Genomic DNA, 24,036 nt, shown 5'->3' with positions numbered 1-24,036 from the left:
GAGCGCTGCGCGATGTCATCGCAGCACTTACACTTTGCGTCGGGCGAAGAGCGCCTGTTTTTCAATGGATCACGATGAGCCAGAGACCCACTCGACCCGTTTCCCCGCAGCATCCGGATACCCGAGCGCCTGATCGGAATCAATCTGTCCAGGATCAATCCGTTCAGGGGCAGCCTGCTCAGGAATTACTTGACCCGGAGCAGCCTGGCGGACAGTCGTTTTTCGGCAAGGCAGGCGTCGATCACGGCGCCGGCGCTCAGGGCGTTTGCGCCGAGCCGTTGGCGATGGGAACGCCGCCCGATAGCCGTCAGCAGCTGTGCTCGCCCAGCTACTTGCTGCCGGTGCAGGACACCGAATTTCTGCTGCGCGACGAAATGCGGGCGACGCGCTTTGCGCTGGAGTACGCCAAGGCCGATCTCCTGCTGAAAGACTGGGGCATACGCTCGACCATCATCGTGTTCGGCAGCGCGCGCGTACGCAGCCAGCAAGAGGCGCAGGCAGCGGTCGCGGCAGCCCGTGACGAACAGGAACGGAAAATCGCCGCCCGCTGGCAACGCCAGGCACGTTGGTACGAGGCGGCACGGGAGTTCGGGCGGATCGCTTCCGAGCGCGGCGGCGCGCTTGCGCCTCAGCACCGCTGGCGCGACAACGTGATCGCCACCGGGGGCGGCCCCGGCATCATGGAAGCAGCCAATCGCGGCGCACGGGAGGCGGGCGCCCCCACGATCGGTTTCAATATCACTCTGCCCCAGGAGCAGATTCCGAATGCCTACAGTACGCCGGCATTGACTTTCCAGTTTCATTATTTCGCGATGCGCAAAATGCACCTGGCGATGCGGGCCAATGCGCTGGCCATTTTTCCGGGCGGCTTCGGCACCATGGATGAATTGTTCGAAATCCTGACCTTGTGCCAGACCAGCAAGGCGCCGTCCGTTCCCATCGTGCTCGTCGACCAGGCTTATTGGCGCAGTCTGGTCAATTTCGACGTCCTGGTCGAAGAAGGCATGGTTTCAGCCGCTGATCTGGCGTTGTTCGACTTCGCCGAATCCGCCGAGGAAGCCTGGGAGATATTGACGCGCCGGGGCCTTCGGGCACATACGCACAACGGCGCACGTTCGCGCGGGGAATGAAGGAACGGTGCCGTGCAGAAGGGGGGCGGGGTTGCCGCGACAGCGCCGCTCCCGGCATCCGACAGGGCATCCGGTGAAGCCGGGAATCGATTACGGCCTTCCCCGAATGGTTGTCCGGGCCGAACTGGTGAACACTTGTGGAGTACTTCACCGTCGATCAACCGATTCAGGAGAGCGCAATGAACGTTACGCGTTGGGAACCGTTTCGTGAGTTCGATCAGATGCTGCGGGACTATTCTCCCTTCTTCGGCCGTGGTCGTGGCCTGCGCCGTGGCGCCTATGGAATGGATTGGACGCCGCTGGCCGATATCAGTGAAACGGACAAGGAATATGTGATCAAGGCTGATCTGCCGGAGGTCAAGAAGGAGGATGTGAAGATTTCCCTGGATAACGGGGTGATCACCGTCACCGGGGAGCGCCGTCGCGAAAAAGAGTACAAGGAAGAGAACGAGATTCGTGTCGAAACTTCCTATGGGAAGTTTTCGCGCAGCTTTGCCCTGCCGGATGATATCGATACCGAGGGCATTCAGGCCGAATCCAAGGACGGCGTACTGCGGGTGCGCATTCCCAAAAAGGAGCCGACCCAGCGAAAGCCGGTCTCTATCGAAGTCAAGTGAGCGTCCTTCGCACCGGGCAGGCGGCACCTGCCCGATGCGATACCGATGCGGGTCGGCCTGGCGGCCTCGTCGGACACATGGCAATTCGAGGGTCAGGCGCATGAGCCGGCGATCAGCGACGAGACGCGAACCGGTCCGCACGCAGACATCCGGGGTCGGCGCATTGCTCACCGATTTGTACCAGCTCACCATGCTGGATGCCTATTATCGGCTGGGCATGGAGCGGATCGGCGTTTTCGAGTTCTTTGTCAGACGCCAGCGCGATACCCGGAATTTCATGGTTGCCGCGGGCCTGGAGCTGGCGCTCGATTATCTGGAGTCGTTGCGCTTCACACCGCAGGAACTCGACTGGCTGGCCTCCACGCAACGCTTCAGCGATGAGCTGCTGGCCCGCCTGGAGCACTTTCGCTTCACGGGCAATGTATTCGCCATGCCGGAGGGAACGGTATTTTTCGCCAGCGAACCGTTATTGCGGATCGTGGCGCCGCTGCCTGAGGCGCAATTCGTGGAAAGCCGCATCATCAATTTGATGCATCATCCGATACTGGTCGCCTCCAAAGCGGCCCGCTGCCGGCTGGCGGCACCGCACAGCATGCTGATCGACTTCGGACTGCGGCGCTCGCATGGTGCGCAAGCTGCGATCCATGGGAGCCGTGCCAGCTATATCGCCGGCTTCGATGCCACCTCGAACGTCGAGGCTGCGCGACTGTTCGGCATACCGATTTCGAGCACCATGGCGCATTCCTTCGTGCAGGCGCATGACCTGGAAGCGCAGGCTTTCCGTAACTTTACCGCGTATCGGCCGCAGGATCTGGTCGTGCTCATCGATACCTATGACATCACGCGTGGCGCACTGCGTGCGGCGGCGTTGGCGCGCGAATTGCGTGCCGCGGGAGGGCGTGTCGAGGCTGTGCGTATCGACAGCGGCGAACTGGCGCTGGAGACCCGGCGGGTGCGCGAGATCCTGGATCGCAACGAATGCAGCGATGTGCGCATATTCGTCAGCGGTGATCTCGATGAGCACGCCATCGAAACACTGCAGGCGGCCCGTGCGCCGATCGATGCCTATTACGTCGGAACCCGCTTGAGCGTCTCGATGGACGCACCCGCGCTTGACTGCGTCTACACGCTGCAACAGTACGCAGACCGGCCTTCCCGCAAGCGCTCTCAATGGAAGGAGAGCTGGCCGGGCCCCCGCCAGGTCTATCGGCAATACGATCCTCGTGGCCGTATCGGCATGGATGTTCTGGCCTGCGCCGATGAAGTCATGGAAGGCAGGGCCTTGCTGCGGGAAGTCATGGTGAACGGTCGGCGTACCACTCCCTCTCCCTCGTTGAAGCAGGTGCGGCGGCACTGCGCCGAGGAACTCGCAAGCCTGCCGCTGGTGCTGCGGGGGCTGGAACGAGGCTGTCATTCTCCGGTCAAGGTGTCCGCGAGGCAGCACGACCTGGCGGTGCAGTGCGACCGACGTCCGACCTGACGACGCGGTTCGGCCTTCGGTTTGCATCATGGAGACACTATGCTCGTTCTCGCGCTGAATTGCGGCAGTTCATCGGTGAAAATGGCGTTGATCGAGGTCGAGCCGAGGTCGGTCGGTGCGCATGCGCGGCGGATGTTCGATGCCCGCGTAGAGGGTATGGGCGGAGCATCGTGCCGCGTGCATACCCGCGATGGCGAGATTCGTGAGTGTGAGGGTTTGTCGCTGCGCGCCGCGGTGAGCGAGTTGCTGGAACAGGCCGGCGGGCGCGCGCGCATACGCGATACGGTGCAGGCGGTCGCCCACCGGGTCGTGCATGGGGGCGGCGAACTGGTGCGGCCGACGCTGATCGACGAAACTTCGCTGAGTACGCTGGATTCGATAGCCGCACTTGCGCCCTTGCACAATCCGCCCGCGGCGGCGGCGATTCGTATCTGCCGTGAACTGCTGCCGGAGTTGCCCCATGTGGCGGTTTTCGATACGGCGTTTCATGCGACCCTGCCGCCGCGCGCACGTGAATATGCACTGCCGCGGGAGGTGACCGAACGCTTCGGTATCCGGCGTTACGGATTCCATGGCACCAGTCACGCGCATGTATTGTCGGCGGCATGCGTTCATATGAACGCGACGCCACAGGAACTGCGCATCATTTCCTGTCATCTGGGCAACGGGGCCAGCGTGGCGGCGATCGAATATGGCCGCAGTGTCGAGACGAGCATGGGCATGACACCGCTGGAAGGCCTGGTGATGGGGACGCGCTGCGGCGATATCGATCCCGGCGTATTGTTGCATCTGCTGCAATCGGCAGGCTTCGATGCGTCCGCGCTCGATGAACTGTTGAATTCCCGCGCCGGGCTGACCGGGCTGACCGGCACCAACGACATGCGTGAAATCGAGCGGCGTGCAGCGCGCGGCGATGAGCACTGCCGGTTGGCGATCACGCTCTATGCGCATCGCATTCGCAAGTACATCGGTGCCTACGCCGCAGTAATGGGCGGCGTCGAGGTCATCGCGTTCACAGGCGGGGTCGGGGAAAACAGCGCCCTGGTGCGTCATCGATGCATGCAGCGGCTGGATTTTCTGGGAGCTGTCCTGGACGAGGATGCGAACCGGGATGCCGGGTTCGATGAATTTGGCGTGGCGTGCATTTCAGAGGAATATTCACGAACCCGCCTGCTGGTCGTGCGCGCGGATGAGGAATCGGCGATCGCCGGGGATGCGGCAGAGCTTCTGGCTCGCCGCGATGCGGATCGCGCCACCGGCATGGCGTCGGCGCGTATTCCGGTCGCCATTTCGGCACGTCATGCGCATTTGTCGCAGGCGACGATCGATCGGCTGTTCGGTCCAGGATATGTGCTGCGGCAGCGGGCGGCCCTGTCGCAACCGGGGCAGTTCGCCGCGCAGGAGTCCGTTGCCTTGATCGGTCCTGGGGGCCGCATCGACGGTGTACGCGTCCTGGGTCCGCCGCGCGTGCATGACCAGATCGAGATATCACGAACCGATGAATTCACCTTGGGTGTCGATGCGCCGGTCCGCATCTCGGGCGACCTGCTCAATACGCCGGGCATCACGCTCGAAGGTCCTCGAGGACGCGTCACCTTGCCGAACGGCCTCATCAGTGCGCGCCGGCATATCCATATGAGTCCTGAGGATGCCGCTCTTTTTGGTGTGCGGGACTGCGATACGGTTCAGGTCAAATTGGACACCGACGGGCGGGATCTGATATTCGGCGACGTCATGGTGCGCGTCTCGCCGGATTTCAACCTGGAGATGCATCTGGACACGGATGAAGCGAACGCAGCCGGCGTCAAGCAAGGCGATGAGGGGGAGCTCATTCTCCGTGGAGCGTCAGATGCATTCTCACGAGATGGGCGATAGAACGTGCCCCCATCTTGTCCATGACATTGGCCCGGTGGATTTCCACGGTGCGCTCGCTGAGTCCGAGATCGATAGCGATGACCTTATTGGCCTGCCCGTCGACCACCCGGCTCATGACTTCGCGTTCGCGCGGCGTGAGCGATTCGGCTCGCTGTTTGAGCTCGGCGTGCTTTTCCACGCTGGCGCGATTCTTGGCGTCGAGCTTGAGCGCGCCATTGATGCGATCGAGCAGATCCTGATCGCGAAACGGCTTTTGCAGGAAGTCGAAAGCGCCATCTTTCATGGCCTGCACGGCCATGGGAATGTCGCCATGGCCCGTCACCAGGATGATCGGAATCATGGCGCCCATACGATTGAGGTGCTGTTGGACTTCCAGTCCACTCATTTCGGGCATCCGTACATCCAGGACCAGGCAGCCGGGCTGTCCGGGGTCATACTTTTCCAGAAATTCCTCGGGGCGTGGGAAAGCTATCGAGCGGTAGCCCACGGTCATCATGAGTACGCTCAGGGCACGGCGCATGCCGTCGTCGTCATCGACGACATAGATGACGGCGTTCTTTTCCTTGCCTTGCCGATCGTTGTCTTTTTTATCTTTTGGACCTTTCGCTGCTTTGTCATTCTGCATGGAATTTCCTTGCCGAGCAGGTCCCTGCCGGGTGCCATCGATGCTGTCGACCGGAATCAGGCCGGTGTCGCTTCTGGTGCCGAGTCCATCGCATTGGCCGCGGGTAGACGAAACCAGAACCGCGTGCCGCCATCTTCGAGCTGATCGAAGCCGATCGTACCATCATGCATTTCCACAATCGCGCGCGCCGAGGCCAGGCCTAGCCCCGTTCCGGTGATCTTGGTCGTGAAGAAGGGGCGAAACAGCTGAGGGCGAGCCTCCTTGGAGACACCAGTGCCATGATCGATGACGGCCGTGGTCACGTAATGGCGATCGCCGCTGATATCGAGACATACCTGCGGAGCGGTGATATCGGATGTGATGGCTTCCAGCGCGTTCTGCACCAGCGCGAACAGCACATGCTGAATGCGCAAGCGATCGACGGAAATTCGCGGCAGCGTGGCATCGACGGAGATTTTCAGCTGGACACCGGCTCGCTGAGCCAGCAGTTGGAGGACGGGGGCGAGTTCAGCGATGATTTCCGCGATATCACAGTTCGAGCGCTCTGCGCCGTAACCGTCGAACAGTTTGCGAATGCGGTGGATGCCCTGGCCGGCATTCATCGCCTCGCTGCTGATATGACGCAGGACGTCCAGTATGGGCTCCGGATCGGCCTGCGGCTTGGACAGCATGCGTTCGGCGGCCTGGGCGAACGTGGCAATGGCACCGATGGGCTGGTTCAGCTCGTGAGCAATCCCGCTGGCCATTTCTTCCAGCGCAGACATCTTGGCAATCTGCATGAGCTGCTCGAGCATTCGCGCAGTCTGCCTGTCGGTCCGTTCGTCGATTATGGAATCGTGTATCGTCACTGCCTTTCCGAGCGATAATAGTCAATTATCTCACGCTTGATCGTCGAGACGGAGGTATGCGCCGGCTGCCGCCATACGGAATCCACCCGGTTTTCGGCGCCGGGTATCCGACGTAGCCTGCATCAAGCGCAGACGGCGGGGAACCCGAGAAATCCACTCAATCCGTTGCGCCCGTCCCGTAGCGGAGACTTTGGAAGAGCGTATAGTGCCGATGTGCGTTAGCATTGACCACTGGATATGGAATATCTCGACGCCATCAACGAGCATTTGTTGCGCTTTTCACCAGACGCCTTGATCGTCGTGGACGATGGCGGTTTGATTCGTTTTGCGAATGAGACGGTCACCAGCCTGCTGGGTTATCGGCCCAGTGAGCTGATCGGTAGATCCTTGAGTTTGCTGATTCCGGAGCGCCTGCGAGAACGCCATATTTCGCATGTCGACCGCTATGTGCGCGAACCGGAAAGCCGGGATATGGGCGCGCAGGTCGGCGACCAGTTTGCGCGCCGAGCGGACGGCAGCGAATTCGCGGTGGCCATTCGGCTTGCACCCATTCGTGTCAAGGATCGGTCGTTCGTCGCTGCCGCGATCCGCGACGTTACGGAACGCCGGGAATTCAACGAGGCGCTGGTCGCGGCGCGCGAGGAGGCCGATCGGGCCAATCGAGCCAAAAGCCGCTTCCTGGCAACTGCCAGCCATGATTTGCGCCAGCCCATGCAGACGATACGCCTGCTCAACATGGCGATGCAGAAGATGGTCCCACAGCCGGACGTGCGCGAGCTGCTGCAGCAGCAAGGGCAGGCCATCGAGAACATGGTGCGTCTGTTGAACGCCCTGCTGGATATCAGCCGCCTGGAGTCGGGCGCGATCCGGCCGAATATTGCGGATGTTCCGCTGGCAAAGGTGTTCGAGGAGCTGCGCACGGAGTTTGCTTCGATCGCCAGAACACGCCGTATCGATCTACATTTCCAGGCTACCGATCTGGTCGTTTCCACCGATCGGATCCTGTTCTATCAGTTGCTGCAGAATCTGCTCGGCAATGCCCTGAAGTATACCGACGAAGGCACTGTGAGCGTGGCCTGTTCATCGACTGCGGATGCGCTCACCATCAGTGTCGAGGATTCCGGCGTGGGTATTCCCAAGGACAAGCTGGAGCGGATCTTCGACGAGTATTATCAAGTGGATACTCATGGCATGAAGCGCATGGGTGTGGGCCTGGGCCTGGCGATCGTCAAGGAAGTGGCACGCCTGCTGGGTTTCTCGGTACGCATCACTTCCCAGCTGGGGGAGGGCACCCAGGCGCGCATCAGGATTCCGAGCCGCCAGATCGTGGTCCGTTCCACCGCCGCGCAGGCCGCTGCGCTGGCCGCCGGCGATCCCGACGCCCATCGCCGGGAGCGGCTCCTGCTGGTGGAAGATAATGAGGGGGTACGCGTCGCAACGGAGCTGTTTCTCAAGCTCGAAGGCTACGAGGTGCTGAGCACTAGCTCGGCGGCGGAGGCGCAGATGCTGTTCTCCCCGCTGCGTTCCGATGACGTGGTGATCGTGGATTATCATCTGGAAGACCGGCATACGGGGCTGGATGTGCTGTTTGCACTGCGCGAGCAGTCCGGGCGCAATGTGCCCGGCATCATCCTCAGCGGAGATCTGCAATCGGTATTGCGCCGCGTCGATCCCCAGCCGGCGAATTGCCGCTTTCTGAGCAAGCCGGTCGATACGACCGCCCTGCTGAAAGCCATCTGTGAATTGAGCGATATCAGGCTGCAGAACGCCTGAAGACGCAGGCAATCCAACAGCGAATTCCATTCCAAGGGATTCCGATTCAGATCGGTGGATTGGCGGATTTATGAAAAGGAGCGCTTTTACAGATAAATTCCAAGGGGTGATCGAGTCAGGGATGATCGCGTTGGACCTGGACGCCGTTGGCCCATTCGAGCTCACTCCAGCGGCGCAGTTCGAAGTGCAGTATGCATATGGCGCAAGGCGGCAGATCGTCGATGTCATGCTCGCCGGATAGTTGGTCGGCGAATTCGCTGATCCCGGGATTGTGCCCGACGATCATGAGATGCCGGGCTTCGCCGCCGAGCGCTCGTGCGATATCCAGCATTCGCGGCGCGGAGGCGAGATACAGCCCCTCGTGCGGCTGGATCAAGCCGTCCTCCAGACCGAGTTCGCCGGCCAGAATTCGCGCGGTTTGTAGCGTGCGCGCTGCCGGACTGGCCAGAATGCGTTGTGGCGGAGCACCTTGCCGCGCGAGGCGTCGGCCCATTTCCATCGCGTCTCGTCGGCCTCGAGGCTCCAGTTCCCGGTCCCAGTCGCTTTGTTCGGCCCGTGCGATTTCCGCCTGCGCATGGCGCACCAGGCTCAGACGCCATAGCGCGGGAACCGTCATCGGTTCCCGGTCAGGCGGATCTCGGACCTCATGATTCACATTGGACCTCCACCATGCCGTCGACGATGCGGGTGGGATAGCTGCGCACGGCCTCGTAGGCGGGGGGCGTGAGCGCCTCGCCGGTGCGCAGGGAGAAGCGGGCGCCATGCCGGGGACAGACGACGACATCGCCGTCGACAGCCCCGCCGGCCAGTTCACCGCCGTCATGGGTACAGGTGTCATCCACGGCATAGAATTGCCCGTCGATATTGAACACGGCGACCAGTCCGGTGTCGATCTCGATCTGCGCGTAGTCGCCAGGGGGAATCGAGTCCGCCGGCGCCACTTTCATCCAGGTCATCGTTTCACCTCCGCAGTACAGTGCCGCTCATGGTCCTCGTCCGCCATGCCTCTAAACATCAGATTTGCTCTAGATGTTGAGCAATCGCTCGGCGAGTACAGTCTCGCTCATGGTTTCCATTGGCCATGAATCTAAACATCGGATCTACTCTGGATATTGAGCAATCATTCAGCGATGCCATCCCGCTCATGATCCTCGTCCGCCATGCCTTCGGATTCATGGCGGACGAGGATCATGAGCGGGATGGCCCCCTCTATAAAAAATATCGAGTCGAAGACATTCAGCAGCGTTCATGTCCAGGGTTCACTGCAGCGTTCAAAACATGCCCGTCGCCAGGCGGGCGGCATCCGACATCATGCTCTGGTTCCAGGGAGGATCGAAGACCAGTTCCACATCTGCGTACTTGATCGTCGGCACCTGCTCGACCTTGTCCTTGACGTCCTGTACCAGCACCTCGCCCATGCCACAGCCGGCCGCAGTCAGGGTCATCTGGATCCGCGCAATCCGCTCGCCGCCGGACTCGTGAATGATCTCGCAGGCATATACCAGGCCTAAATCGACGATATTGATCGGGATTTCCGGGTCATAGCAACCGCGCATCTGATTCCAGACCAGTTCCTTCACATCGTCGTCCGTCGCATCGGGCGGCAGTTCGGGGCTGTCGAGAACCTCCTGACCGATGGCATCGGCGTCCTTGCCGGCGATACGAAATAAATTGCCTTCCACATACACCGTGAAGCTGCCGCCCAGCGCCTGGGTGATGAATCCCGTCTTGCCGGTGCGCAGGGTGACGGGAATGCCCGCCGGCACCATGATGGCTTCGACATCGCGTTGTAGAACGATCGGTTCGGAATCGTGGCGCACGTTGATACTCAGGTAGGTCTCGGGTTGTCGGTGAAGCTGTTCGCCAGGATATCCGGCAGTCTGCGTGTCAGGGGTACGTCATTCGGTTGTCACCGGCTTGGCGGCGCGTTCCAGTGCGGCGTTGAGGGTATGCCAGCACAGGCTGGCGCACTTCACGCGTGCCGGAAATTCGCGTACGCCCGAGAGTGCGGCGAGCTTGCCGAGGCTGGCGAGGTCGACATCGGCATCGTGCTGGGTCAACAGTCGGTGTATGTCATCGAACAGAGCCTGTACTTCGGCGCGGGATTTGTTTTTGACGGCCTCCGTCAGCAGCGACGCGGACGCGATCGAGATGGCACAGCCGCTGCCTTCGAATCTGGCTTCGCGGATGCGATCGTCATCGAGATTGACATACACCGTGAGGCGATCCCCGCATAGGGGATTGTGGCCCTCGGCCTGGGTATCCGCAGGAATCAGCGGGCCGAAATTACGTGGATGACGGTTGTGATCGACGATCACATCACGGTAGAGATCTTTGAGGTCCATGGGAAAGTTTCAGCCCAGCAGTGTGCGTGCATGTTTGAGGGCCGCGACCAGCCGGTCGATTTCCTCGAATGTGTTGTAGAACGCCATCGAGGCGCGCGCGGTTGCCGGAACCTTGAAAAAGTCCATGACGGGCATGGCGCAATGATGACCGGTGCGGATCGCGACGCCTTCGGTATCGAGGATCGTGCCGATATCGTGTGGATGGATGCCATCGAGCTCGAAGGATACGACGGCGGCCTTGTGTGCGGCGGTACCGATGATGCGCAGGCCGGGCAGGGTCTGCAGCTGGGTGCTGGCGTATTCCAGAAGTTGCTGCTCATACGCCGCGATGGCCTGCATGCCGATACCCTGCAGATAGTCGATTGCGGCACCCAGACCGATCACTCCGGAGATGTTCGGCGTGCCGGCCTCGAATTTCCAGGGCAACTGGTTGAAGGTGGCCTTTTCGAAAGACACGGTCAGGATCATGTCGCCGCCGCCCTGCCAGGGCGGCATGGCATCCAGCAGCTGCTGCCGGCCATAGAGTACGCCGACACCGGTAGGCCCCAGCATCTTGTGAGCGGAGAAGCAGTAGAAGTCGCAGTCCAGCGCCTGTACGTCCACCGGTGCATGGGCGATCGCCTGTGCGCCATCGAGCAGCACCGGTACGCCGTGGCGCTTCGCGACGGCAATGAATTGCTCGACCGGCACGGCGGTACCCAGTGCGTTGGAAACATGCGCGAGCGCCAGCAGTCGGGTCCGCGGACCGATGAGTTTTTCGAATGCCGCGAAGTCGACTTCGCCGCTTGGATCGATCGGAATGACTTTCAGGTTCGCGCCGGTTTGCTCGCACGCGAATTGCCAGGGCACGATGTTGGCGTGATGCTCGAGCGCCGAGATGAGAATTTCATCACCGGGCTTCAGTGCGGGACGCGCATAGCTCTGGGCCACCAGGTTGATGGCCTCGGTCGTGCCGCGCACGAAAATGATTTCCTTCACGTCCCGGGCATTGATGAAGCGGCGTACCGTGTCGCGAGCACCCTCGTAGGCGTCCGTGGCGCGCTGGCTCAGGGCGTGCACGCCGCGGTGCACATTGGCGTGATCGTGCTCGTAGTAGTCGCTGATGGCCTTGATGACTGCGCGTGGGCGCTGGCTGGAGGCCGCGTTGTCCAGGTACACCAGCGGTTTGCCACCGATATTCTGATCCAGAATCGGAAAGTCCCGGCGCAAAGCCGCCACGTCGAAGGCGGGCGTTGCGCTCCGATCGGCGAACTGCGAGGAGAACGGCGGAACGGCGCTCATGGCTGAGTTCCATTGGCACCCTGTCGAGGCGCCTCGCGACTGTCCTGGGCGGTCGCAAATCGCTCATCGAGGTGATGTTCGAGTTGCTCACGCAGCGCGACAGGTTCGATCCGGGTGAGGATCGACTCGGCGAAGGCGCGAATCAGCAGGGCGCGCGCATCGTCCTCGGACAGACCGCGCGAGCGCAGGTAGAACAGGGCCGTGGTGTCGAGCTGACCGGTGGTGGCGCCGTGGGCACATTTCACGTCGTCGGCATAAATCTCCAGTTCCGGCTTGGTATCGATCTGCGCACCGGAGGAGAGCAGCAGATTACGACTGGACTGGCGCGCATCGATCTTTTGTGCCCCGGGATGCACGATCACCTTGCCGTTGAAGACGCCGCGCCCGCGTCCGCCGGCGACGCCACGATAGTCCTCCTCGCTGGTGGTATGCGCAGCCAGATGGTCGATCCGCGTGTGGGCGTCCAGGTGCTGGGTACCCAGCGGTACGAACAGGCCGTACAAGGCCGCATGGGCTCCGGGTCCGTCCAGTGCGGTGCTGAGACCTACGCGCGCCAGATTCGCGCCGAGAGCAATGTCGTAACAGGCATAGCGGCCAGCCGCCTGCACGTGTGCATCGATGTGCGCGATGTGGAAGCTGCGAGGAGATTCCGTCTGCAGGCGATAATGGGTCATCGTGGCGCCTTGGCCGACCTCGATGTGAGTGACCGCGTTGGTGAAGTACTCGGTATCGGCCGGTCCGAGGAAATGTTCGATGAGCGTGCAGCGGCTGTTGCGCCCGGTGCGCACGATGATGCGCGGATGCACCATGCGCATGGCCGCCGGCGCGGCGCTCTGCATATTCTCCTGGTCATTCTCCGGATTCGTATTCTCCGGCGCGGTCATCTGATGGACGATATACACCGGCTCGATGTCCATGCCGTCGGCGAGTTCGATGATGATGCCGTCCTCGCTGAATGCCAGATTGAGCTGCTCGAGGGGGGTGCGGCGCACCGGCGGCCGGATTCCCTGGCGTGAATTGAAGGGTACGACCTCGGGGGCGCGTCTCGATACCGAACCTTCGCCGGAGCGGGGAATACGCGCTTCGGACAGGAATTTTGCGGCCGCGTCGGCGTCTTGCGAACCCCACTGACCCAGGCTCAGCAGCGTGAGCCCCGGAGGATGAGCGCCGGTCGAGCCTGGCTTGGGCGTCCAGCGGCCGTTCACGAGCACGATGCGCACACCGGGATTCGCGATCCATTGTGCCTGCAGTGCTGCGGCGTCCTCGATCTTCGTGATCTCGCCGGGCGTTGCCGAAGCTCCCTGCGTGTCGAATTCGGATGCATCGGCATCGGCAAAGGTAAATTCGCGTGCATCCAGGCGGCGCAGATTGGTGTACTTCCAGTCTTCCTGTCGGATCGTCGGAAAGCCCGCGGACAGGAACTCCTCGAGCGCTTCGCGGCGCAGCGCCGTCAGCGCATCCGTGGAGTTCCAGCGCGTATCGAACAGGGCGCGCCAGTGTTGAAGCGGTGTGGCGGTTTTCCGGGCGGCCAGCGTACTCATGCAGCGGCCTCTTGCTTCACCCAGTCATAGCCGCGCTTTTCCAACTCGAGTGCCAGTGACTTGTCGCCGGACTTGATGATGCGGCCGTCCGACAGTACATGAACATAGTCGGGTTCGATGTAATCCAGCAGTCGCTGATAATGCGTGACCATGACGATGGAGCGGTCCGCACGGCGCAGGCTGTTGACACCGTTGGCGACGATGCGCAGCGCGTCGATGTCCAGGCCTGAATCGGTCTCGTCCAGCAGCGCCAGTGCCGGTTCGAGCACCGCCATTTGCAGGATTTCGTTGCGCTTCTTTTCGCCGCCGGAAAATCCTTCGTTGACGCCGCGGTTGAGGAAGCTCTCGTCCATCTGCATGAGCTTCATTTTTTCCCGTACCAGTGCCAGGAATTCGAAAGCATCGGCTTCCGCCTCGCCGCGATGCTTGCGGATCGCATTCAACGCCGCTTTGAGCAAGTACACGTTGTTGACGCCGGGAATCTCGACCGGATATTGGAATGCCAGGAAGACGCCTTCGCGGGCGCGTTCTTCCGGTGGCAGCGCCAGCAGATCCCGATCCCGGTAGATGACGCTGCCCGAGGTGACTTCGTAGCCTTCGCGTCCGGCAAGTACCTGGGCGAGCGTGCTTTTGCCCGAGCCGTTCGGGCCCATGATGGCGTGCACCTCTCCAGCGGCAACCTCGAGCGACAAGCCATCGAGAATCTGCCGGCCGCCGGCGCTTACATGTAGATCACTGATTTTCAACACGGTCTGGGATTCCATTGTGATTGATCGCTTTCAACCCACCGAGCCTTCGAGGCTGACGGCGAGCAGATTCTGAGCCTCGACCGCGAATTCCATCGGCAGTTCCTTGAAAACCGCTTTGCAGAATCCGTTGACGATCATGTTGACGGCATCCTCGGAGGAAATGCCGCGGCTGAGACAGTAGAACAGCTGGTCGTCGCCGATCTTGGAGGTCGTTGCTTCGTGCTCTACGCTGGCGCTGGGTGCACGTACTTCCATATAGGGGAAGGTATGTGCGCCGCAGCGATCGCCCATCAGCAACGAATCGCATTGCGTAAAGTTACGCGCATTGGCCGCGCCGGGCAGGATTTTGACCAGGCCGCGGTAGCTGTTTTGGCCATAGCCCGCCGAGATTCCCTTGGATACGATCGTGCTGCTGGTGTTCGGCCCGATGTGGATCATCTTGGTGCCGGTATCGGCCTGCTGATAATTATTGGCGACGGCGACCGAATAGAACTCGCCTACGGAGTTCGCGCCGGTGAGCACGACGCTGGGATATTTCCAGGTGATCGCCGAGCCGGTTTCCACCTGGGTCCAGCTGATGCGGGAGTTGGCGCCGCGGCATTCGCCGCGCTTGGTGACGAAATTATAAATGCCGCCAAGGCCGTTTTCGTCGCCCGGGTACCAGTTCTGCACGGTCGAGTATTTGATCTGCGCTCCCTCCAGAGCCACCAGTTCCACGACCGCGGCATGCAGCTGGTTCTCGTCGCGCATGGGGGCGGTGCAGCCTTCCAGGTAGCTGACGTGGGAGCCTTCCTCGGCGATGATCAGTGTGCGTTCGAACTGGCCGGTGTTAGCGGCATTGATACGGAAATAAGTGGACAGCTCCATGGGGCAGCGCACCCCCTTGGGGACGAATACGAACGAGCCGTCGGAGAACACCGCCGAATTCAAGGTTGCGAAAAAATTGTCCGTATAGGGCACGACGGTGCCGAGATATCGCTCCACCAGTTCGGGATGCTTCAGTACAGCTTCAGAGAATGCACAAAAAATGACTCCCGCCTTGGCAAGGCGCTCCTTGAACGTCGTGGCGACCGATACGCTGTCGAATACGGCATCGACGGCTACGCCCGCCAGGCGGGCGCGCTCATGCAGCGGGATACCGAGCTTGTCATAGGTTTCGAGCAGCTTCGGATCGACTTCATCGAGGCTCTTGGGCGCATCGGTCCGGGCCTTCGGCGCGGAGTAATAGGAAATCGACTGGTAGTCCATCGGCGCGATGCGCAGATGCGGCCAATCCGGCTCATGCATGGTCAGCCAGTGCCGGTAGGATTTCAGCCGCCAGTCCAGCATGAACTGCGGCTCCTTTTTTTTACGTGAAATCAGGCGGATGACATCTTCATCCAGGCCGGGGGGCACGGTATCGGCTTCAATGTCCGTGACGAAGCCATGCCGGTACTTCTGGCCGACCAGGCTTTCGAGGGCGGGATCGTGTTGCGGATTGCTGGACATGTTGTGTCGGTGCGGGGGTTGCGGTATTGGGGCCGATGCTTCGGGGTATCTACTCGTTGGTCACGCGTGCGAGCGGCACGGGCGCCGTTACGGCCGGGCCGCGTTCCACTCCGGCCAGCTGCGCCAGGGAAATTTCGCTCAGCGCGTGATGGATCGCTACGTTGACGCGCTGCCATGCCTTGCCGACCCGGCAGTTGGCTTCGATGCTGCAAGAGCTGTGTTCGCTGCTGCATTCGGTGATTGCAAAGGGCCCTTCCAGCGCATCCACGATGTGCGCAGCGGTGATCTCGGTGGCCGGCAGGGCGAGGCGATAGCCGCCGCGGCTGCCGCGGGTCGATACCACCAGACCGCCGCGCTGCATCTTTTTCAGCAGCTTGCTCACGGTGGCCTGCCCCAGCTGGGTGCGTTCGGAAACTTCTGCGGCCGTCCACAACCGTTGTTCCCGCTGTGCCGCCAGGCAGGCGAGGATCACCGTGCCGTAGTCGGTCAGTTTACTGATTCGCAGCATCATGACTCCTTCAAACGGGGCGAACCCGGAACCTCGAGAACCCGGGGGCCTCTCCGGAGATCTCAACGGCGCGTCCGGGCGTGCGGACGCGTCCGTGGATAGATATGGGACCATTCTAGTCCCAATGCAAGCTCGCGGCCACTCGTGAACAGGTCAAAGGTGAAAATATTTCGCCGGCATGCCGCATCGGTACGTCATAGGGGCAGGGTCGGCGCGGGCATGTGTGACCGGGGCCGGGGTGCCGGCCGCACCGCGGAGCGCCAGGATCGGGCCTTGGATCGCAATGAGTCCGCATGCAATTTGCTATCCTAGCGATCTTTTTATCAGGCACCGTCATCGAACGGGCCATAGCTCATATTAATGATGGGCCGTCTTTGGGTCGTCTGCGGGAAAAGCCGTCTTCAGGGGCGAAGGCGTGGAAAGCGGATATTCCAGCGGCTCGGGACGAAGACGTTGAAATGCAAGCGGAGGACGTATGAATCGCAGTGAACTTGAGACCATCGCCCGGGCGATGGTTGCGAAAGGCAAGGGCATCCTGGCAGCCGATGAATCCAGCGGTACGATCAAGAAGCGCTTCGACAACATCAAGGTGGAGTCCACGCAAGAGACCCGCCGCTCATACCGGGAACTGCTGTTCACCGCGCCGGCAGCGGCCGACTATATCAGCGGCGTGATCTTGTACGACGAGACGATTCGCCAGAAAACCAAGGATGGCACGCCCTTCCCGCAGTACCTGCAGGGGCTGGGTATTCTGCCGGGCATCAAGGTCGACATGGGTGCCAAGGCTCTCGCGGGCTTTCCGAAGGAGACTATTACCGAAGGTCTGGATGGCCTGCGTGAACGTCTGGCGGAGTATCACGGGCTGGGTGCGCGCTTTGCCAAATGGCGCGCGGTGATCGATATCGCCGAGGATATTCCGACGGCATTCGCCATCGAGGCGAATGCCCATGCGCTGGCGCGCTATGCGGCGCTGTGTCAGGAAGCGGGCATCGTGCCGATCGTCGAGCCCGAAGTGCTGATGGATGGCGGACATACGCTGGAGCGCTGCGAGGAGGTCACGAATCAAGTGCTGGCGGCGGTGTTTGCCCAGTTGCATTCACACCGCATTCATCTCGAAGGTACGATCCTGAAGCCCAACATGGTGATTTCAGGCAAAAAATGTCCTATGCGCGCCGCAGCCCAGCAGGTCGCCGAGGCAACGATTCGCTGCCTGCGCCGCCACGTGCCGAGTGCGGTACCGGGCATCGCCTTCCTGTCGGGCGGACAAAGCTCGCCGGAGGCCACCGAGCATTTGAATCGCATGAACGTATTGGGTCCGCATCCCTGGGAGCTGACCTTCTCCTACGGCCGCGCGCTTCAGGAGGAAGCCTTGCAGGCCTGGGGCGGCAAGCCGGAGAACGTCGAGGCCGGGCAGAAGGCGTTCCTGCGCCGTGCGAAATTCAACGGTCTGGCGCGATCGGGCGCGTACGATGCCAAGCAGGAGCAGGCCGCGGCCTAGCCGCACCGCCGCGCCCGCTGCGCTTCGCGCGGTCCAGGATCGCGCGGAGCGCATTCAAGCCATCGGAGGCCATGAAAATGCAGTCGAACGCTTCACCCATGCAGGCTGTATCGCCGTCTGCAGCTCAGGCGTCCGCCCCGGACATCCTGGTGGAGATACGCGATGTCTACTACTCGATAGGACGTCGCTCGATCTTTGCGGGTCTCGACATGTCCATCCCGCGCGGCAAGATCACCGCCATCATGGGGCCCAGCGGCACGGGCAAGACCACCTTGCTACGCCTGATCACCGGCCAGATACGCGCGGACCGCGGCCAGATCCTGTTCGACGGTATGGATGTCGCGAGTCTGTCGCGCCGGCAATTGTATGAAATGCGTCTGCGCATGGGCATGCTGTTCCAGAACGGCGCCCTGCTGACCGACATCGACGTCTTCGAGAATGTGGCTTTTCCGCTGCGGGAGCATACGAATCTGCCGGAATCTCTTATCCGCAATATCGTGCTGACCAAGCTGCAGGCCGTGGGCTTGCGCGGCGCCGCCTCGCTGCTGCCCACGGAGCTTTCCGGGGGTATGGCTCGCCGCGTGGCGCTGGCGCGCGCCATGGCGACCGACCCGGAATTATTGATCTACGATGAGCCTTTCACCGGGCTGGATCCGATCTCGATGGGTATGATCGTACGGCTGGTACGACAGATGAACAGCGCGCTGGGCATCACCAGCATCGTGGTATCGCACGATGTGGAGGAACTCAAGGCGCTGGCGGACATCAGCTACATTCTGTCCGGCGGCAAGGTGGCCGCCGCCGGTACGTTTGCGGATCTTCATGGACATGATGCACAAATCGTGCATCAGTTCATGAACGGTTTGCCGGACGGGCCGGTGACCTTCCATTATCCGGCGCCCGATTATCATGAACAATTGCTGGCAGGTTCCAGATGAATCTGTTGCGCGAACTGATTCAGGGCTTGCTGAGATTTCTAGCGTCGATCGGCGCAACGGCGCTGTTCTTCGGCCGCCTGCTGGCGCAGGTGCCGCGCGCCTTGCTGCGCCCGAGGCTGATCATCGAACAGATCCATAATACGGGAGCGTTGTCGCTGGTCATCATCATGACCTGCGGCCTGTTCGTCGGCGCGGTGCTCGGACTGCAGGGCTACGATCTGTTGCTGCGGTTCGGATCGGAGGATGCACTGGGCACGGCGGCGGCTCTGGCCTTGATCAAGGAGCTCGGTCCGGTGGTCACTGCATTGCTGTTCGCCGGGCGGGCGGGCACAGCGCTGGCTTCCGAAATCGGCTTGATGCGCGCCACCGACCAGCTCACGGCGATGGAAATGATGGCCGTGGACCCGATGCGCCGCGTCGTGGCGCCTCGCTTCCTGGGCGGGATGCTGGCGATGCCGCTGCTCACCATCATATTCATCGGCATCGGCATCTTCGGCGTGCAAGTGGTGGGCGTGCAATTGTTCGGGGTGGATTCCGCGTCGTTCTGGTCGCAGATGCGCTCCAGCGTCACCACCGATGATGTGATGGAAGGCATCATCAAGGGCTGCGTATTCGGCGTTGCCTGCAGCCTGATCGCGGTGTACGAGGGTTATACGGCGAAGCCTACCGCGGAAGGGGTGGGGCAGGCGACCACCCGTACAGTCGTTTCCTCTGCCGTATTGACATTGATTTTGGATTATATGCTCACAGCCGTGCTGCTGTGACTTGAAACATCGGGGTGGTTATGCGTGCGACGCGCACTGTGGAAATATCGACCGGGCTGTTCGTGCTGCTCGGCTTTGCCGCGCTGTTCTTCCTGGTGACCCAGATCACCAACCGAGAACTTTCGATCGACGGCAGGAGTTACGAGGTGACGGCCTTGTTCGAAAATATCGGCAGCCTGAAACCCGGCGCAGCCGTATCGATGGCGGGCGTGACCATCGGGCGCGTCGACTCGATCGCCTTCGATCAGGACGTCTACAAGGCAGTCGTGCGCATGCGCATCGCCTCGGCCTACAACAGGATTCCGAAAGATAGTGATGCGAGCATCATGACCTCGGGTCTGCTGGGAGGGCAGTACGTCGGTCTTACCGCAGGCGGGGATGAGGAGTTCCTGACCCAGGGGGATCGTATCGATTTCGTGCAGGACGCCCTGGTGCTGGAAAACCTCATCAATCAGCTGGTGGCTTCTTTCGGCCGCCGCGACGACGCCGGCCAGGGCGCGCAGGAGACGAACCGATGAATGAATCCATGCAAGCGGCGAACCTGTGTGATCGTGTCGATCGTGTAAATACCGGAGCGGACCGCGAGGGGCAGCGGCGGCGGGCCGGGCGTACGGCCGGAACGGGCGTGCGACCCAAAGCCGGCGCGCACGCCGCCATGCCGGCAGCCACCGGGGGGCGCGGGCCGAGACGCGGGGCGCTGCTGTGCGCGATGACGCTCATGGCCTCTCCCTTGATGTGCCTCGGGCTGTCCTCGGTATTGCCCGGAGTCGCGTCGGGCGTTGCCCGGGCGGCGGAGCAGGCCGCGCAGGCCAGTCCCCAGGAGGTCGTCACCCAGGTGGCACAGGAGACGCTCGAGGAACTGGATCGGCATCGTGCCGAATACCGCCAGGATCCCAGGCGGCTGCGCGAACTGGTCGACCGGATCATGCTGCCGCATTTCGATACCCAATATGCCGCGCAGCTGGTGCTGGCCAAGCACTGGCGCAGTGCGACACCCGCGCAGCGCGAACGTTTCATCGAGGCATTCTATCAGTCGATGCTGCAGAGCTATGGCGAGGCATTGCTGGAGTTCACGCCGGACCGGCTGAGAATTCTGTCTCACCAGGGCAAGCCGGACGATCGCGTCACCACTGTGCGCAGTGAAGTGCGGCGTGACGACGGTTCGCGGGTACCGGTGAATTATTCGTTGCGCAAGACGGCGCAGGGCTGGAAGGCCTTTGACGTGCAGATCGAAGGTGTCTCCTACGTTAAATCGCTGCGCACGGATTTCGGTGCAGAGATCGAGCAAAAGGGCCTCGAGGCAGTCATCGAGCGGCTGGAATCGCAAGTCTCGAGCGGTGCGGAAAAGGAAAAATCCGCCGCGTCAGCCCCACCGGCACCCCGATCGTGAAAGCGTCCATGGGCTCGGCGTCGCCGGCATCAGCGGACCTGGAAGGAACCCAGCCGGTCGGCCACCGAGCTGGTATTCGTCAAGGCGGAGTACGTCAGGCCCGCCTCGAATCCCTCGGCGAGGGACGCTTTCGGCTGGAGGGTGTCCTGGATGCAACCACCGTCGTGCGGCTCCTGGATCAGGGTAACGAGCAGTTCGCCAGGCTGCCCGATGCACAAATCGATCTTTCCGGTGTGACCGCCACGGACAGTGCGGGGCTGGCGCTGTTGATCGAATGGCTGCGTGGCGCGCGCGAGCGTGGACAGGTCATGCGCTTCGGACAGTTGCCGGAGCAGTTGCAGGCCCTGGCACGCATCAGTGAAGTGGAATCGCTGTTGAGTGCGTAGACCGCCCGGGGTAATCCGCCCGCCGGCGGCCGCTTCTTCGGGCGCGGCTTTCCAGGCTGTTTCCTGCCGGGGCTGTTTCCTGATCGATCAGGGCGTCGTGTCCAGATCCTCCTCGTCGAAGTCTTCGTAAAACGCTTCGTCGAAATCTTCCGGCGGCGGGTTGCCGTCGTAAATGACGTATTCACGCCGTTGCAGCCAGGCGTCGCGGACGAATGCATAGGGATCGAAGGCACGCTGCAGGGTGGCATCGAGCGGGAGCAGATCCGTGCGGGCATGCACGGCATGCAGGGCTTTCTTGCCCCAGTCGGCTTCCCAGGGAATGTCCGCCAGATCCAGGGGATCCAGAAAAAATTCGACCACGCGGGAAGGCGCATCGCGCATCGTCGAGGGACCGAACAGCGGCAGGGTCAAATAAGGGCCTGAGCCCACACCCCAGACGGCCAGCGTCTGGCCGAAGTCCTCGTCGTGCTTTTCCAGTCCCATGGACGTGGCGACATCCAGGAAGCCGGCCAGTCCGATCGTGGAGTTGACCAGGAAGCGAGCCGTATCGCGCAAGCCGAGCACCGCCTTGCCTTGCAGAAACTGGTTGATGAAGGTCGACGGGTAGCCAAGATTGCTGAAGAAGTTACCGACACCGGTACGCATCCAGCCGGGAGTGATTTTTTTGTAGCCTTTGGCTGCCGGTTTCAGAGCTGCCCGGTCGAGCGCGTCGTTGAATTTGTAGACGCCGCGATTCAATCCTTCCCAGCGATCCTCCTGGGTGGTCTTACCGGGTGTCGCCGCGCAGCCCGAGACCAATGCGGCGATCACGAGCGCCGCGGCAACAGCGCGTATCTTGCTTGACATGCGTTCCAGGTCCTAGTGGATGGCGCGTGTCGAATCGCGCCGGGTCGCCTATTGTAATTGTATTCGGAGCATTCAGCTTCTGGGATGGCGCCAGGCTGCTCTTGTGAGCCCTCCCTGCCGGTGAATCATCTGGATCGACTGCGTTTGGGCAGGGCCGCCTGGACTTCATCGAGGCGGGCCTGGAAGCGGGCTCGCTGCACCGTCGTCAGCCGCGGGACGGCCAGAGCCAGCTGCAACTGGTTGACGGCCAATGGCAGATCGCCGCTGAGCAGGTGATATTCCGACATGTAATAGTAGGAATCGGCTACATCACCCGCGGCATTCGCCGCTAGAGCCGTCAGGCGAGCCTGTTCGGGAGTCGGCGGAACCACATTGAACAGATCCAGCAGGATTTCGTGGGCACGCTTGGGGTCGCCCAACTGCATCAGGGATTCGGCGTAGCGAATGGTTACCGCGATATTGCGCGGAAACAGTTCGCTCGCATGTTTCAGCGTCGCCAATGAGGCGTCGCCTTGTCCGGCGAGCAACTGCGCCTGGCCGAGCGCCGTGTGATATTGCAGCAGGGTGGGATCGGCATCGCGCAGCCTCTGGAAGATGGGCGCGGCCTTGGCCGGCTGGCCGGCCAGCATCATGGCGAGCGCCTGCCCGTAGCGCTGACCGGTGGTCGCATCCGGTTCGTTCTTGATGGTAGCGGCATAATAGGCGCGCGCATCCTGACCGGGGGGCGTAGACAATACCCGCAGCCGTTCCCGGGTGAGCGTATAGCTCGGGCTGTCGGGTGTCGGCGTCACGTTTAGTTGGGCGGCGCGTTCCCGGGTTTCGGCGATACGGTTGGCGGTCACCGGGTGGGTGCGCAGCATTTCCGGAATGTTCATTTCGCTGCTGCCGGCGCGGCGGCTCATGGTTTCGAAAAAGGAGGGCATGCCCTGAGGATCCAGGCCGGCGCGGGCGAGGATGCCCAGCCCGATCCGATCCGCTTCGGTTTCGTTCGATCGCGTGAAACTGATCTGCTGCTGAATCGCCAGTGATTGGGCTGCGGCCATGCCCGCCACCGCGGCGTCACCGCCACCGGCGGCGGCGCCGACCAGGATCGCCGCCAGCATCGCCGCGGTGGACACCAGGCTCGAGCGGCTTTGAGCAGCGATGCTGCGGGCGATATGACGCTGAGTGACGTGGGCTATTTCGTGCGCGAGCACGCCGGCCAACTCGCTTTCGTTCCTGGTTGCCAACACCAGGCCGGCGTTCACGCCGATGAAGCCGCCGGGCAGGGCAAAGGCATTGATGCTGTTGTCGCGCACCATGAAGAAGTTGAAGCGCTGCGTGCCGTCGTGCGCCTGGCTGGACAAGCGGTAACCCAGCGAGCGGATGTACTCGGTGACTTCCGGATCTTCCAGGATCTGGTCCTGATCACGCAGTCCGCGCACGATCATACGCCCGATCTGATATTCGTCCTGCAGGGTCAGGGTGGCCTGTGCCGGACTGCCGATGTCGGGCAGATCGTTCGGGTCGGACTGGGCGGCCGCGCCGAAAGACAGCAAGGCGCTCAAAAGCAATATGGCGACAGATTTCACGATCGCCAGTGTGGTGCCGGAGAGGAAATGAGTAAAGGCATGGAAGCTTGGACCGGCGGCCGTGCGGTCGGTTCGATAAAAAGCGGATATCGGCGCGGGATTTGATTATCCGCCGGGTGCGGGTATTGCGGTCCGTGGTCTCGGAAGGGACATAAAGGGGGGGCGTCCCAACCCGGACCACAGACCGCAATTCGGTTGCGACAGACGTCGGGAGCGTGTGTCGGCATAGCGTCGATGCTGCGGCATCGCAGGTGATGGATGCTGCGGCATCGCAGGTGATGGATGCTGCGGCATCGCGTGTGATGCAAGTACGCCACACGGCTTGGCGGCACCTCGGCATCCTGGATGCGTTGCAACATACCGGTTTGGACGATGATTTGCTT

At 61.9% G+C, this 24,036-nt stretch carries 25 protein-coding genes; 12 read left to right on the top strand and 13 right to left on the bottom strand.

Annotated features, from left to right (window positions below):
* Positions 1-284 precede the first annotated feature (284 nt).
* The 4 genes from ACG33_RS11055 (at position 285) to ACG33_RS11040 (ending at position 5,102) form a co-directional block, all read left to right on the top strand.
* Positions 285-1,130 (top strand): LOG family protein, encoded by an 846-nt coding sequence (locus ACG33_RS11055; protein ID WP_066923261.1) that lies wholly within the window; start codon positions 285-287, stop codon positions 1,128-1,130.
* A gap of 179 nt (positions 1,131-1,309) precedes the next feature.
* Positions 1,310-1,747 carry an Hsp20/alpha crystallin family protein gene (locus ACG33_RS11050; protein ID WP_066923258.1) on the top strand — a complete coding sequence of 146 codons (438 nt, stop codon included), beginning with the start codon at positions 1,310-1,312 and terminating at the stop codon, positions 1,745-1,747.
* A 100-nt stretch (positions 1,748-1,847) separates the two neighbouring features.
* A complete protein-coding gene (locus ACG33_RS11045) occupies positions 1,848-3,227 on the top strand; it encodes a nicotinate phosphoribosyltransferase (RefSeq protein WP_066921193.1) in 1,380 nt (459 codons plus the stop codon).
* Between the two features lie 39 nt (positions 3,228-3,266).
* Positions 3,267-5,102 (top strand): acetate/propionate family kinase, encoded by a 1,836-nt coding sequence (locus ACG33_RS11040; RefSeq protein ID WP_066921191.1) that lies wholly within the window; start codon positions 3,267-3,269, stop codon positions 5,100-5,102.
* Here ACG33_RS11040 and ACG33_RS11035 read toward each other — a convergent pair.
* Positions 5,056-5,727, bottom strand: coding sequence for a response regulator transcription factor (locus ACG33_RS11035; RefSeq protein ID WP_083536795.1), 672 nt, complete (start codon positions 5,725-5,727; stop codon positions 5,056-5,058). The genes ACG33_RS11040 and ACG33_RS11035 overlap by 47 nt on opposite strands.
* 56 nt (positions 5,728-5,783) lie before the next feature.
* Positions 5,784-6,521, bottom strand: a complete 738-nt coding sequence (locus ACG33_RS11030; RefSeq protein ID WP_066921189.1) for a sensor histidine kinase — start codon at positions 6,519-6,521, stop codon at positions 5,784-5,786.
* Positions 6,522-6,812: 291 nt separating this feature from the next.
* Between ACG33_RS11030 and ACG33_RS11025 the strand changes: the two genes are divergently transcribed.
* The gene (locus tag ACG33_RS11025; RefSeq protein ID WP_066921188.1) at positions 6,813-8,348 is read left to right on the top strand and encodes a hybrid sensor histidine kinase/response regulator; all 1,536 of its coding nucleotides are present in this window, start codon (positions 6,813-6,815) and stop codon (positions 8,346-8,348) included.
* Positions 8,349-8,463: 115 nt separating this feature from the next.
* On the opposite strand, the gene ACG33_RS11020 is transcribed toward ACG33_RS11025, so the two are convergent.
* From ACG33_RS11020 to ACG33_RS10980, 9 genes are all read right to left on the bottom strand, one after another.
* On the bottom strand, positions 8,464-9,003 hold the full coding sequence (locus tag ACG33_RS11020) for a SixA phosphatase family protein (protein WP_210399025.1): 540 nt from the start codon (positions 9,001-9,003) through the stop codon (positions 8,464-8,466).
* Complete coding sequence (locus tag ACG33_RS11015) at positions 8,993-9,304, bottom strand: Rieske (2Fe-2S) protein (RefSeq protein WP_066921183.1); 312 nt, start codon at positions 9,302-9,304, stop codon at positions 8,993-8,995. The genes ACG33_RS11020 and ACG33_RS11015 overlap by 11 nt, the downstream gene beginning before the upstream one ends.
* A 315-nt stretch (positions 9,305-9,619) precedes the next feature.
* Entirely contained in the window at positions 9,620-10,117 is a 498-nt protein-coding gene (gene sufT, locus ACG33_RS11010; RefSeq protein WP_066923253.1) for a putative Fe-S cluster assembly protein SufT, read from the bottom strand.
* A gap of 129 nt (positions 10,118-10,246) precedes the next feature.
* Complete coding sequence (gene sufU / locus ACG33_RS11005) at positions 10,247-10,693, bottom strand: Fe-S cluster assembly sulfur transfer protein SufU (protein ID WP_066921181.1); 447 nt, start codon at positions 10,691-10,693, stop codon at positions 10,247-10,249.
* 9 nt (positions 10,694-10,702) lie between these two features.
* Positions 10,703-11,974, bottom strand: a complete 1,272-nt coding sequence (locus ACG33_RS11000) for a cysteine desulfurase (RefSeq protein ID WP_066921179.1) — start codon at positions 11,972-11,974, stop codon at positions 10,703-10,705.
* A complete protein-coding gene (gene sufD, locus ACG33_RS10995) occupies positions 11,971-13,515 on the bottom strand; it encodes a Fe-S cluster assembly protein SufD (RefSeq protein ID WP_066921177.1) in 1,545 nt (514 codons plus the stop codon). Before sufD ends, ACG33_RS11000 begins: the two co-directional genes overlap by 4 nt.
* A complete protein-coding gene (gene sufC, locus ACG33_RS10990) occupies positions 13,512-14,264 on the bottom strand; it encodes a Fe-S cluster assembly ATPase SufC (protein ID WP_066923250.1) in 753 nt (250 codons plus the stop codon). Before sufC ends, sufD begins: the two co-directional genes overlap by 4 nt.
* A 30-nt stretch (positions 14,265-14,294) precedes the next feature.
* Positions 14,295-15,752 carry a Fe-S cluster assembly protein SufB gene (sufB, locus tag ACG33_RS10985; protein ID WP_066921174.1) on the bottom strand — a complete coding sequence of 486 codons (1,458 nt, stop codon included), beginning with the start codon at positions 15,750-15,752 and terminating at the stop codon, positions 14,295-14,297.
* A 49-nt stretch (positions 15,753-15,801) separates the two neighbouring features.
* On the bottom strand, positions 15,802-16,263 hold the full coding sequence (locus ACG33_RS10980; RefSeq protein WP_210399024.1) for an SUF system Fe-S cluster assembly regulator: 462 nt from the start codon (positions 16,261-16,263) through the stop codon (positions 15,802-15,804).
* Between the two features lie 290 nt (positions 16,264-16,553).
* On the opposite strand from ACG33_RS10980, the gene ACG33_RS10975 reads away from it, so the two are divergent.
* The 7 genes from ACG33_RS10975 (at position 16,554) to ACG33_RS10945 (ending at position 21,236) form a co-directional block, all read left to right on the top strand.
* Entirely contained in the window at positions 16,554-16,739 is a 186-nt protein-coding gene (locus tag ACG33_RS10975; RefSeq protein WP_066921172.1) for a hypothetical protein, read from the top strand.
* Positions 16,736-17,758 carry a class I fructose-bisphosphate aldolase gene (locus ACG33_RS10970; RefSeq protein WP_066921170.1) on the top strand — a complete coding sequence of 341 codons (1,023 nt, stop codon included), beginning with the start codon at positions 16,736-16,738 and terminating at the stop codon, positions 17,756-17,758. Before ACG33_RS10975 ends, ACG33_RS10970 begins: the two co-directional genes overlap by 4 nt.
* A gap of 98 nt (positions 17,759-17,856) precedes the next feature.
* Positions 17,857-18,696: an ABC transporter ATP-binding protein gene (locus tag ACG33_RS10965; RefSeq protein ID WP_066923247.1), complete on the top strand. Its 840-nt coding sequence runs from the start codon at positions 17,857-17,859 to the stop codon at positions 18,694-18,696.
* Positions 18,693-19,460: a lipid asymmetry maintenance ABC transporter permease subunit MlaE gene (gene mlaE, locus ACG33_RS10960; RefSeq protein ID WP_066921168.1), complete on the top strand. Its 768-nt coding sequence runs from the start codon at positions 18,693-18,695 to the stop codon at positions 19,458-19,460. Before ACG33_RS10965 ends, mlaE begins: the two co-directional genes overlap by 4 nt.
* Positions 19,461-19,480: 20 nt before the next feature.
* Positions 19,481-19,978, top strand: a complete 498-nt coding sequence (mlaD, locus tag ACG33_RS10955; protein ID WP_066921166.1) for an outer membrane lipid asymmetry maintenance protein MlaD — start codon at positions 19,481-19,483, stop codon at positions 19,976-19,978.
* Positions 19,975-20,850 carry an MlaC/ttg2D family ABC transporter substrate-binding protein gene (locus ACG33_RS10950; RefSeq protein ID WP_083536791.1) on the top strand — a complete coding sequence of 292 codons (876 nt, stop codon included), beginning with the start codon at positions 19,975-19,977 and terminating at the stop codon, positions 20,848-20,850. Before mlaD ends, ACG33_RS10950 begins: the two co-directional genes overlap by 4 nt.
* A complete protein-coding gene (locus ACG33_RS10945) occupies positions 20,847-21,236 on the top strand; it encodes an STAS domain-containing protein (protein ID WP_083536789.1) in 390 nt (129 codons plus the stop codon). Before ACG33_RS10950 ends, ACG33_RS10945 begins: the two co-directional genes overlap by 4 nt.
* A gap of 87 nt (positions 21,237-21,323) precedes the next feature.
* On the opposite strand, the gene ACG33_RS10940 is transcribed toward ACG33_RS10945, so the two are convergent.
* Complete coding sequence (locus ACG33_RS10940) at positions 21,324-22,082, bottom strand: MlaA family lipoprotein (RefSeq protein WP_066921162.1); 759 nt, start codon at positions 22,080-22,082, stop codon at positions 21,324-21,326.
* Between the two features lie 125 nt (positions 22,083-22,207).
* Positions 22,208-23,653 (bottom strand): M48 family metalloprotease, encoded by a 1,446-nt coding sequence (locus ACG33_RS10935; RefSeq protein ID WP_157071763.1) that lies wholly within the window; start codon positions 23,651-23,653, stop codon positions 22,208-22,210.
* Positions 23,654-24,036 lie beyond the last annotated feature (383 nt).

The organism is Steroidobacter denitrificans (genome assembly GCF_001579945.1).
In the GTDB taxonomy this organism is placed as follows: domain Bacteria; phylum Pseudomonadota; class Gammaproteobacteria; order Steroidobacterales; family Steroidobacteraceae; genus Steroidobacter; species Steroidobacter denitrificans.
The sequence above is the reverse complement of the archived record's forward strand: the minus strand, read 5'-3'. Positions and strand labels throughout refer to the sequence as shown.

Coding starts and splice junctions, on each gene's coding strand:
- ACG33_RS10965 (WP_066923247.1), top strand. CDS start 17,857: ATGCAGGCTGTATCGCCGTCTGCAGCTCAGGCGTCCGCCCCGGACATC.
- ACG33_RS10950 (WP_083536791.1), top strand. CDS start 19,975: ATGAATGAATCCATGCAAGCGGCGAACCTGTGTGATCGTGTCGATCGT.
- ACG33_RS11050 (WP_066923258.1), top strand. CDS start 1,310: ATGAACGTTACGCGTTGGGAACCGTTTCGTGAGTTCGATCAGATGCTG.
- ACG33_RS11045 (WP_066921193.1), top strand. CDS start 1,848: ATGAGCCGGCGATCAGCGACGAGACGCGAACCGGTCCGCACGCAGACA.
- sufD (WP_066921177.1), bottom strand. CDS start 13,515: ATGAGTACGCTGGCCGCCCGGAAAACCGCCACACCGCTTCAACACTGG.
- mlaE (WP_066921168.1), top strand. CDS start 18,693: ATGAATCTGTTGCGCGAACTGATTCAGGGCTTGCTGAGATTTCTAGCG.
- ACG33_RS10940 (WP_066921162.1), bottom strand. CDS start 22,082: ATGTCAAGCAAGATACGCGCTGTTGCCGCGGCGCTCGTGATCGCCGCA.
- ACG33_RS11035 (WP_083536795.1), bottom strand. CDS start 5,727: ATGCAGAATGACAAAGCAGCGAAAGGTCCAAAAGATAAAAAAGACAAC.
- sufU (WP_066921181.1), bottom strand. CDS start 10,693: ATGGACCTCAAAGATCTCTACCGTGATGTGATCGTCGATCACAACCGT.
- sufB (WP_066921174.1), bottom strand. CDS start 15,752: ATGTCCAGCAATCCGCAACACGATCCCGCCCTCGAAAGCCTGGTCGGC.
- ACG33_RS10970 (WP_066921170.1), top strand. CDS start 16,736: ATGAATCGCAGTGAACTTGAGACCATCGCCCGGGCGATGGTTGCGAAA.
- ACG33_RS11040 (WP_066921191.1), top strand. CDS start 3,267: ATGCTCGTTCTCGCGCTGAATTGCGGCAGTTCATCGGTGAAAATGGCG.
- ACG33_RS11025 (WP_066921188.1), top strand. CDS start 6,813: ATGGAATATCTCGACGCCATCAACGAGCATTTGTTGCGCTTTTCACCA.
- ACG33_RS10975 (WP_066921172.1), top strand. CDS start 16,554: ATGCAATTTGCTATCCTAGCGATCTTTTTATCAGGCACCGTCATCGAA.
- ACG33_RS10980 (WP_210399024.1), bottom strand. CDS start 16,263: ATGATGCTGCGAATCAGTAAACTGACCGACTACGGCACGGTGATCCTC.
- ACG33_RS11055 (WP_066923261.1), top strand. CDS start 285: ATGGGAACGCCGCCCGATAGCCGTCAGCAGCTGTGCTCGCCCAGCTAC.
- mlaD (WP_066921166.1), top strand. CDS start 19,481: ATGCGTGCGACGCGCACTGTGGAAATATCGACCGGGCTGTTCGTGCTG.
- ACG33_RS11030 (WP_066921189.1), bottom strand. CDS start 6,521: ATGCTCGAGCAGCTCATGCAGATTGCCAAGATGTCTGCGCTGGAAGAA.
- sufT (WP_066923253.1), bottom strand. CDS start 10,117: ATGGTGCCGGCGGGCATTCCCGTCACCCTGCGCACCGGCAAGACGGGA.
- ACG33_RS11015 (WP_066921183.1), bottom strand. CDS start 9,304: ATGACCTGGATGAAAGTGGCGCCGGCGGACTCGATTCCCCCTGGCGAC.
- ACG33_RS11000 (WP_066921179.1), bottom strand. CDS start 11,974: ATGAGCGCCGTTCCGCCGTTCTCCTCGCAGTTCGCCGATCGGAGCGCA.